Origin of the sequence: Capnocytophaga sp. oral taxon 326 str. F0382 (genome assembly GCF_000318295.1) — a bacterium.
Lineage (GTDB): Bacteria > Bacteroidota > Bacteroidia > Flavobacteriales > Flavobacteriaceae > Capnocytophaga > Capnocytophaga periodontitidis.
The window spans coordinates 1-2,120 of sequence record NZ_KB291409.1 but is presented as its reverse complement, the minus strand read 5'-3'; the positions used below and the strand labels follow the sequence as shown (position 1 = coordinate 2,120).

Here is a 2,120-nt window from a genome sequence, read left to right as displayed (position 1 = left end):
ACCTATAATGTGTGGAACCGGAGTAATACGTGTAACAGCAAGTGGTGGTACTAAAGGTGCTACTTATCAGTTTACACGTGATGGGGTAACTTATTTTAATAATTTCACAGGTGATTATTATGATTTTGAAGTAACTTCAGCAGGTACTTATAACTTTACAGTAGTAGATGCTAATGGTTGTTCAACACAAACAACAAAGTCTATACAAACCTTACCTGCACCTACTTTCACAGTTACCGATGCCCTTATTGATTGTGGAGCGAAAGCTAAAATTACTTTCAGTGAACCTCAGAGCACCGTAACCTATACCTATGAATATAGTGTAGATGGTACTTCTTTCCAATCAGGTCGTGAATTTGTCAATCTTGTGCCAGGTAAAACTTATACCCCTACCTTGCGTTATAAGTATGGTAGCACAGCTTCTTGTACTATATCTTCTACACGCACAATGGGTAATGCTATTGGTGGTAACCTCATTGCCTCTGCAGGAGTAGAAAAATTAATAGGTTGCGGTACAGGAGCTAATGAAGATAAAGCCTTGGTGCGTTTCTCTAATGTACAAGGAGGTGTAAAACCTTATGAGTATAACTTTGGTGATGGAGTATGGACAACTACTCACCAACGTTGGTTGCTACCGGGGACTTATAACCTATCAGTACGTGATAAGATAGGTTGTATACGTACTAATTTAAAGGTTGTTGTTCCTAAAAAAATCACAGAACCTATTTTCACCCCTTCTATTACCTATGATTGCTTAGGAAAAGGAATAGTTACAGTGGGTAACAACAAAAGTACTTATACCTATACCTATGAAATAGATGGTCATCCTGCGGGTAGCAATGTCTTTTCAAATCTTACCCCTGGTACACATACTATTACTATTAAGTACGCCGATGCTAATCCTCCAAGCAAAAATGTACTCTTCTTAGAAGACTTTGGTACAGGGCGTAACGGAGGTAATGAATATATCAACAAGGCTTATTATTTAGAGTTACAAGATGGTTCTATGCCTAAGAATGGCTATGGTACTCCTTGGGCAGGATACAACCGTGAAGGCACTGGTCTTGCCGATGGTGAATATGTTGTCTCACAAGCTCTAAATCCTAATAACCCTGCTTGGTGGGCACCTACCGATCACTCAGGGTTACCTCAAGGGCGTGTGTTCTTGGTGAACATTGGTAATGTATTAGGACACGAGGGAGCAATTCTTTATCAGCGACCTATGAAGGACATTATTGCTAACAAAGAGATAAAATTCTCGGTAGCACTGATGAACCTATTAGGATTCAACGATTGGCGTTATCCAAGTGGTGCCCCCGACCTTTCTATAGAATTGTATGCTAATCAAGCAGCTATTAATAATAATACACCTCTTGTTTCAGTACGTATCGATCCACGCATTAGGGGTGCAAAGAACCGTAATGATTGGACTGTATTTGAACGTCCGCTTAACCCTGGTAATAATACTGAGCTCATAGCAGTAATTCGTTCACATAGTTTGGTAACTAGTGGTAACGACTTGGCTATGGATGATATCTATCTTTACCAAGAACCCGAAGCCTGTGGTTTTACCCATACCCTCACAGTAAATATAGATAACGACAAAGCATTTGGTATAATTCCAAATACTGAGAAAATTATTCAACCTAAATGTAATGGAGAGGGAGGTACCTATAAAGTTTCTCTCAAAAATGCACATTTAAGTGTTTCTTACACAAGTAAAGATGGAAGTGCTTTTGCGCCTTCTAACTCACTTGATATTGTGTGGAACAATATTCCAGCGGGAACTCATACTGTAAAATTCCGTTATTTACCTAATGACCCTACTTGCGAGGTAACCCGTACATTCACCATTACTAATCCACCTAACTTAGTTCTCATCACTCCCGATGATGTTATCATAGGTTGTAATGGAACGACAAGCATTACAGCTACAGCTACCGGTGGTACAGGTACTAAGCAATTCTCGTTGAGAAAAGGGACTACGGTATTGTATGGTTATCAAAACTCACCAGTTTTTACAGTGAGTCAAACGGGTACATATACAGTATACGTACGAGATGCTAATGGTTGTGAGAAGACAAACACTATCAACGTGATAAATGCCCCAACACTCACCT

1 pseudogene is annotated in these 2,120 nt (G+C 39.6%); it reads left to right on the top strand.

The annotated features are described in order from the left end of the window. Window positions 1-7: 7 nt before the first annotated feature. A pseudogene (locus HMPREF9073_RS07655) lies at window positions 8-2,120 on the top strand (gliding motility protein); the annotation flags it as partial.